5 protein-coding genes and 1 pseudogene are annotated in these 6,698 nt (G+C 40.2%); 5 read left to right on the forward strand and 1 reads right to left on the reverse strand.

Annotation, left to right across the window (positions count from 1 at the left end):
* The first annotated feature begins 285 nt into the window (after positions 1–285).
* From metF to truD (ACEYX7_RS10210), 5 genes are all read left to right on the forward strand, one after another.
* Complete coding sequence (metF, locus tag ACEYX7_RS10190; RefSeq protein WP_374805311.1) at positions 286–1,260, forward strand: methylenetetrahydrofolate reductase [NAD(P)H]; 975 nt, start codon at positions 286–288, stop codon at positions 1,258–1,260.
* A 204-nt stretch (positions 1,261–1,464) separates the two neighbouring features.
* Positions 1,465–2,775 (forward strand): valine--pyruvate transaminase, encoded by a 1,311-nt coding sequence (locus ACEYX7_RS10195; RefSeq protein WP_374805312.1) that lies wholly within the window; start codon positions 1,465–1,467, stop codon positions 2,773–2,775.
* Positions 2,776–3,163: 388 nt separating this feature from the next.
* On the forward strand, positions 3,164–3,988 hold the full coding sequence (locus tag ACEYX7_RS10200; protein WP_374805313.1) for a carbonic anhydrase: 825 nt from the start codon (positions 3,164–3,166) through the stop codon (positions 3,986–3,988).
* Between the two features lie 65 nt (positions 3,989–4,053).
* On the forward strand, positions 4,054–4,608 hold the full coding sequence (gene truD, locus ACEYX7_RS10205) for a tRNA pseudouridine(13) synthase TruD (RefSeq protein ID WP_374805314.1): 555 nt from the start codon (positions 4,054–4,056) through the stop codon (positions 4,606–4,608).
* The gene (gene truD / locus ACEYX7_RS10210) at positions 4,571–5,143 is read left to right on the forward strand and encodes a tRNA pseudouridine(13) synthase TruD (RefSeq protein ID WP_374805315.1); all 573 of its coding nucleotides are present in this window, start codon (positions 4,571–4,573) and stop codon (positions 5,141–5,143) included. Before truD (ACEYX7_RS10205) ends, truD (ACEYX7_RS10210) begins: the two co-directional genes overlap by 38 nt.
* 67 nt (positions 5,144–5,210) lie before the next feature.
* Here the strand turns inward: truD (ACEYX7_RS10210) and ACEYX7_RS10215 are convergent.
* A pseudogene (locus tag ACEYX7_RS10215) lies at positions 5,211–6,627 on the reverse strand (pyridoxal phosphate-dependent decarboxylase family protein); the annotation flags it as partial.
* Between the last annotated feature and the right edge of the window lie 71 nt (positions 6,628–6,698).

The raw sequence follows: 6,698 nt of genomic DNA on the forward strand, positions 1-6,698 counted from the left end.
CGATGAATCTTTTGCTGCTAATATCTATCTGGCTGCAACAATAATCAATTTGCGTTAATTGTCAACACGCCCTAATAGGTTATGCTATATTTTTTGCTATCATGTATCATTTTTATCTACAATAGATTGCTATTTTGGACAGTTCAATTAAAACCATATATTCATCAGCGATTGGTAAACTCAACACCTTTTATTCATTCACTTATAAGGAAATTTCAATTATATTTCATCGTGAATAAGGTATAATCGTGCCATTCAATTATTGGTTTAGGAGCTGTCGAGAAGATGAACACGTCAACGGATAATGCTACTTTACAACGCTTACAAGAGGTTGAGGCGTTACTTCATAGCATCAAAGCTGATTTAAAGCCAAGTCAAGCTCCCTCAAGCACGACTGTTCCGCATAAAAAAGTCATTCCAACCAATAGCAAAAAAGTACCCATTTCTTTTGAATTTTTCCCACCAAAAACTGATATTGGTATGGAAAAAATCCAAGTCGTGCATCAAGAATTACAACAGCTTAATCCTGAGTTTTTTTCGGTCACTTATGGTGCAGGTGGCTCAACTCGTGAACGTACTTTGCACACCATCGATTTATTACACAATAAAGGTACGCCTGTCACACCACATATCTCTTGTATTGGTGATGATAAAAAGCGGATCGCTGAATTATTAGATACTTATCAAGCAAAAGGCATCAACCGTATTGTTGCTTTGCGTGGTGATTTACCATCAGGTCAAGTGGGTTTGGGTGAGTTACCTTATGCACGAGATTTGGTAGAATTTATTCGCCATCATTCAGGTGATCATTTCCATATCGAAGTTGCGGCTTATCCTGAAATGCATCCACAGTCAGACAGTTTTGACCGAGATATTCAACGTTTTGGTGATAAAATCAAAGCGGGTGCCAATGCAGCAATTACACAATTCTTCTTTAATGCTGATGCTTATTTCCATTTTATTGATCGTTTAAATAAAAATGGCATTGATATTCCAGTGACTGCAGGTATTATGCCGATTACCAATGCCAGTAATTTGATCCGTTTTGCTGATGCAACGGGTGCGGATATTCCACGTTGGATCCGTAAACAACTGCAAGCCTATGGCGATGACACGAAAAGTATCAAAGCTTTTGGGCATGAAGTTGTGTTACGATTGTGCGAAAATTTGATTGCAGGTGGCGTGCCAAGCTTGCATTTTTATAGTATGAATCACACTGAGCCAAATCGTCAGCTTATTTTGGATTTGGGCTTAGCATAAAAATCAGAATATATGCTGTATAATAGGTCTGATCAAAAAATGAATCATCTTGGTCAGACTTATTTTTTGTATCATTAAAATGAAATCATAAAAATAATCTTTCAATCATTAAATTTAATAGCATATATAAACTAATGATATTTTTCATCATTGCATTTTTTTGTTATTATGCCCACACAATATTATTTATTTTATGGTTTTATGATGCAATTTTCTAAATTTGGGCAAAAATTTACACGCCGAAGTGGTATTTTACAACTCATGGATGACTTAGGGAACGCATTAAATAGTGATCGTCCAATCAACATGCTTGGTGGCGGCAACCCTGCACGCATCAATGAAGTTAATACTGTATATCATGAAATATTTCAACAACTTGCTCTAGATAACGATGGTGCAAGTGGTTTAGAAAATATCGGTAATTATTCTAGTCCACAAGGTGATAGCAAATGTATTGAAGCTTTGGTTGATTTTTTCAATCGCCATTATCAATGGAATATTACCAAAGAAAATATTGCTCTCACCAACGGCTCACAAAATGCTTTTTTCTATTTGTTTAATTTGTTTGGCGGTGCATTTGAACAAGATGGACAAACCAAAAATAAATCCATTTTATTGCCTTTAGCACCAGAATATGTCGGCTATGCTGATGCACATATTGAAGGACAACACTTTTGTAGTGTTGCACCGCAGATCCAACTCACTGAATATCAAGAACAGGAAGGCTTTTTTAAATACCGTGTTGATTTTGAAGCGTTGGAAAATTTACCTGAGCTGAAATCAGGGCAAATCGGAGCGATCTGCTGCTCTCGCCCAACTAATCCAACGGGTAATGTATTGACCGATGATGAGATGGCACATCTTGACCGTATCGCACAACGCTATGATATTCCTTTGATTATTGATAATGCTTACGGCATGCCTTTTCCAAATATCATTTATAGCAACACGACTTTGACATGGCATGACAATATTATTTTGTGTTTTAGTTTATCAAAAGTCGGCTTACCTGGAGTGCGTACAGGGATTATTGTCGCTCATCCAAAAGTGGTGCATGCGATCAATTGTTTAAATGCGATTGTCAATCTTGCCCCAACTCGTTTTGGTGCAGCGATTGCCACACCTTTACTCAAAGATGACCGTTTAAAAACCTTATCCGATCAAGTCATTAAGCCCTTTTATCAAAAACAAGCCAACTTTGCCATTGATTTACTCAAACAGCAATTGGGCAATTATCCAATGAAAATCCATAAACCTGAAGGAGCAATTTTCCTTTGGTTATGGTTTGAACACTTACCTGTAACAACGCAACAACTTTATGAAATGCTGAAACAACAAGGCACGCTAATCATTCCAGGTGAGCATTTCTTTATCGGTTTGGAACATGAAAATTATCCGCATAGCAAAGAATGTATCCGCCTAAGCATTGCCCAAGATGATGAAACTTTGCGTAAAGGCATTCAAACCATTGGTACAACCGTGCGTCAATTGTATGATCAGGAACAAACATTTTAAGGCTTAATTTTAACTTATTGACCATTCAAAATGCGTCAACACCTTTTGAAAATCATCATCCACATTGGCAATCAAGGATAATTGTTGTTGAGAAACAGGGTGAATAATGTCTAATTGGCGAGCGTGTAATAATAATCGCCCTACCCCAACATGTTTAGGACTTACGCAAACCTAACCTTAATAGGCTATACCACACTACCACCAAACACATGATATGTTAGTTTTTACAAACAATTTGCAAACAATACGTCATATTTTCATTATATATCATAATAAATATTCATGATAATTATATAAAAGGTATAAAATAAAAGATAAACGGTTTAAATAAGTCACATAACTGTAATATCATAATACACAAACACGTCACCTATTCAAAGGATTTGATATGTTAAAACCCACTTTATTCACACTTGGCTTATTGTCTGTAACACTAACGGCATGTACTACCACATCTCTACAGGCTGACCCTGACAGCCAGCCGACCATATCAGTAGGCAACTTAGAGCATGGCAAGCAACTGCATGGCACTTGGGGCTATGCCAATCATCAAGTACCACCAGAGAAATGGGGTGATGCCGAAGTTAATCGCTTATGTAAAGCAGGACAAGCACAGTCACCTATTGACGTACATACCGTGACCAGAGTTGCAGCTGGCTCACCCAATCAAGTGACTTTAAGCACGCATTATCAAGCAGATGATTTTGACATCAAAAACAACGGACACACCATCGTCTTTAATACCAAAAACCCCAATCTTAATACCTTAGAGCTAAATGGTACAACCTATAAGCTTCTGCAATTTCACTACCATATCCCTAGTGAGCATACGGTGATGAATACTTATTATCCGCTTGAGATTCATTTTGTTCATGCCAACGATGCTGGCAATTTGGCAGTGATTGGCGTTTTGGTTAAAAATGGCAATAAAAACAATGATTTAGATGGAATTATAAATAACTTACCCATCTCTGACACCAGTCATACACTTGCTAGCTTAAATGTTGCCCATTTGATGCCAAAAGACAGTGCCACCTACACTTATAATGGCTCACTCACCACCCCACCCTGCTCTGAACAAGTCCACTGGCTACTCAAAGCCACACCTATCCAAGCCAGTGCAGAACAGCTATCAGTATTATCAAAACTCTATGACGGCAATAACCGCCCTATACAACCACAAGGTAATCGCACGGTTTATATGGTAGAATAAAATCTACTGATAACCTGCTAAAATATCTGGGCGAACGTCCAGATATTTTATTTTTAGAGACCTATATGCAACTCACTTATCCTTTTGAACCATCTATTGTCTGTGCCGACTTTAAACAGCAGCCCAGTGATTTTGTGGTGACTGAACAGCTTGATATTCCCTTTAGTGAACAAGGCGAACATTTATGGGTTTATGTCTCCAAGACCAATCTTAACACGAGCTTTATCGCCAGTTTATTGGAAAAATGGGCGGATATTCCTTTGCGTGATGTTGGTTACAGCGGACTAAAAGACCGTCATGCCATCACTTATCAATGGTTTAGTTTACGCCTACCCAAACAACAACCTCCAACAAATAACTTTCACCAATTTACCAAATCCATGCTACAGCCACATGAACAAGCCACCATACTCAAACACATCTGGCATCATAAAAAACTTGGTCGTGGCATACATAAATCCAATCATTTTCGCATCACCCTAACCAACATCACGGGCGATACCGCCAAGATTAATGCACAGCTTGAGCTTATCAAAAGTATGGGCGTACCAAATTATTTTGGTACGCAACGTTTTGGCGTGGATGGTAATAACATCACGCAGGCTTATCGTTTTTTTTGAAAAAATTCTGCATGACAATAAACCCTATAAACCCAATCGCAAAACCCATGACAAGCACACGTTTTATATCTCTGCCGCCAGAAGCCTGCTATTTAATGCTATTTTAAATGAACGTGTAAAACTGGGAAATTGGAATCATGCGGTAGACGGTGATGTATTTAATTTAGATGGCACAGGCTCTATATTCACCGACACCATCAATGATACGATTACACATAGAGTAGCCAGTTTAGATATTCACCCAACCGCCGTATTATATGGCATAGGCAACATCAAGCAAACAAGCAAAAGTGATGAGATACAAAGGGCAGTCCTTGAACGTGATGATTTCACCACACTCACCACAGGCTTAGAAAAAATAGGGGCAACCATCAGCTACCGCGCCTTACGCCTAATCGTCAAGCACCTAACATTGCAGTGGCTTAACGACAGCTCACTCATACTGGAATTTATACTGCCAAGCGGTACTTTTGCCACCAGTGTCTTGGCAAGTTTGTGCCAATCTTTAAATCAGCCCACCCACTCATCGGATTGACCGCCTATCACATAAAAAAGAGTAGCCTAGGCTACTCTTTTTACTGCTTGATTTTTACTTGTTTTTGTTAATCAATCGGCGTGGTATAAGTGCCGTTTGCAATGTCATCTTTAATACGCTCAGCCTCTGCCAGCACTTGGGCGAGTAGGGCTTTGATATTTTCTAGTGTAGCAATCGGACTTAGGGTGGTCATTTTTAAGGACTGCACATCACGGTTACGGTCAATGACACGGGTAACGCCGATATTCGCCTCACCACGAGCAAACAGCTCATCGGCGACATTTTGATTAAGGCTATCAATTAATTGGGTAGGATAATCTTTTGGTACGACACGGAACAACACAGAGGCAAATTGTGGCTCAACCAGCAGCTCCAAGCCATCGGTCGCCTTAATATAATCCGCCACTTCACGGGTCAAATCCACGCCGTGGTCAATCATTGAACCGTATAGGTTTTCGCCCAATGCCTCCACCGTGAGCCACAGTTTCAACGCGTCAAAACGGCGAGTGGTTTGCAAGGATTTTGAAACCAAATTTGGCACGCCGTGTTCCTCATCATAGGCGGAGTTTAGGTATTCTGCCTCATAGTGCATAAAGCGATAATTTTTCTCATCTTTTAGTAAGAACGCCCCACACGAAATACTTTGGAAATAGTGCTTATGAAAGTCCAGCGTGATAGAGTCGGCTTGCTCAATGCCGTTTAATTTATCACGGTATTGATTGGACAAAATCAATGCCCCACCCCAAGCAGCATCAATGTGCAACCACGCACCGTATTGGTTGGTTAGCTCACGGATTTGACCAATAGGGTCAATCGCCCCTGCGTCCGTTGTGCCAGCCGTTGCCACCACACACGCCACGATTTTGCCGTCCGCTTTGAGTTTTGCCATTGTTTCTACCAAAGCGGTTGTATCCATTTCGGCTTTATCATTGACAGGCACGGTAACAACTGACTGAAAACCCATACCCATCATTGCCATATTTTTTTGTACAGAAAAATGTGTATTTTCCGAGCAAATCACTTTCACTTTTTGCATGGCGTCAGCTGGAATGCCGTCTCGTTGCACCGACCATTCTGAGCCATCGGCATTTTGCCAGTTTTTGGCGATACACCAATCACGAGCCAGCAAAACACCCATCAAATTTGATTGTGTGCCGCCCGATGTGAATACGCCAGCCGTACCAGCACCATAGCCCACTTTTTGGCGTAGCCAGTCAATAAGCTGCACTTCCATCAATGAGCCTGCTGGCGACTGGTCCCACGAGTCCATGGATTGGTTGGTGGCGTTAATCAGCACTTCGGCGATTTGGCTAGTTACCATCGTGGGGCAATGCAAATGAGCAAGCGAATGTGGGTGGTGGACTTTTAGACTTTTGTTTAAAAAAATCTCCACTGTTTAAAAAAATCTCCACCGCACGGTTTAGAGCATTATCAAGCCCTAGACCCTCTTTTGATGGGTTAAAAGCAATTTGTTCACGCAACTGCCACCAAACAGTGTGATTGTTATGGATAATGCCACATTTCATAAAAGGCAAGATATTCAAGACACCATACA

It is taken from the genome of Hubeiibacter jixunmingi (assembly GCF_041928215.1).
Classification (GTDB): Bacteria; Pseudomonadota; Gammaproteobacteria; order Pseudomonadales; family Moraxellaceae; genus Acinetobacter.

Excerpts from the sequence above, each read along its gene's own strand:
- truD (WP_374805315.1), top strand. The coding sequence starts at position 4,571 with ATGGTAATAACATCACGCAGGCTTATCGTTTTTTTTGAAAAAATTCTG.
- metF (WP_374805311.1), top strand. The coding sequence starts at position 286 with ATGAACACGTCAACGGATAATGCTACTTTACAACGCTTACAAGAGGTT.
- ACEYX7_RS10195 (WP_374805312.1), top strand. The coding sequence starts at position 1,465 with ATGCAATTTTCTAAATTTGGGCAAAAATTTACACGCCGAAGTGGTATT.
- truD (WP_374805314.1), top strand. The coding sequence starts at position 4,054 with ATGCAACTCACTTATCCTTTTGAACCATCTATTGTCTGTGCCGACTTT.
- ACEYX7_RS10200 (WP_374805313.1), top strand. The coding sequence starts at position 3,164 with ATGTTAAAACCCACTTTATTCACACTTGGCTTATTGTCTGTAACACTA.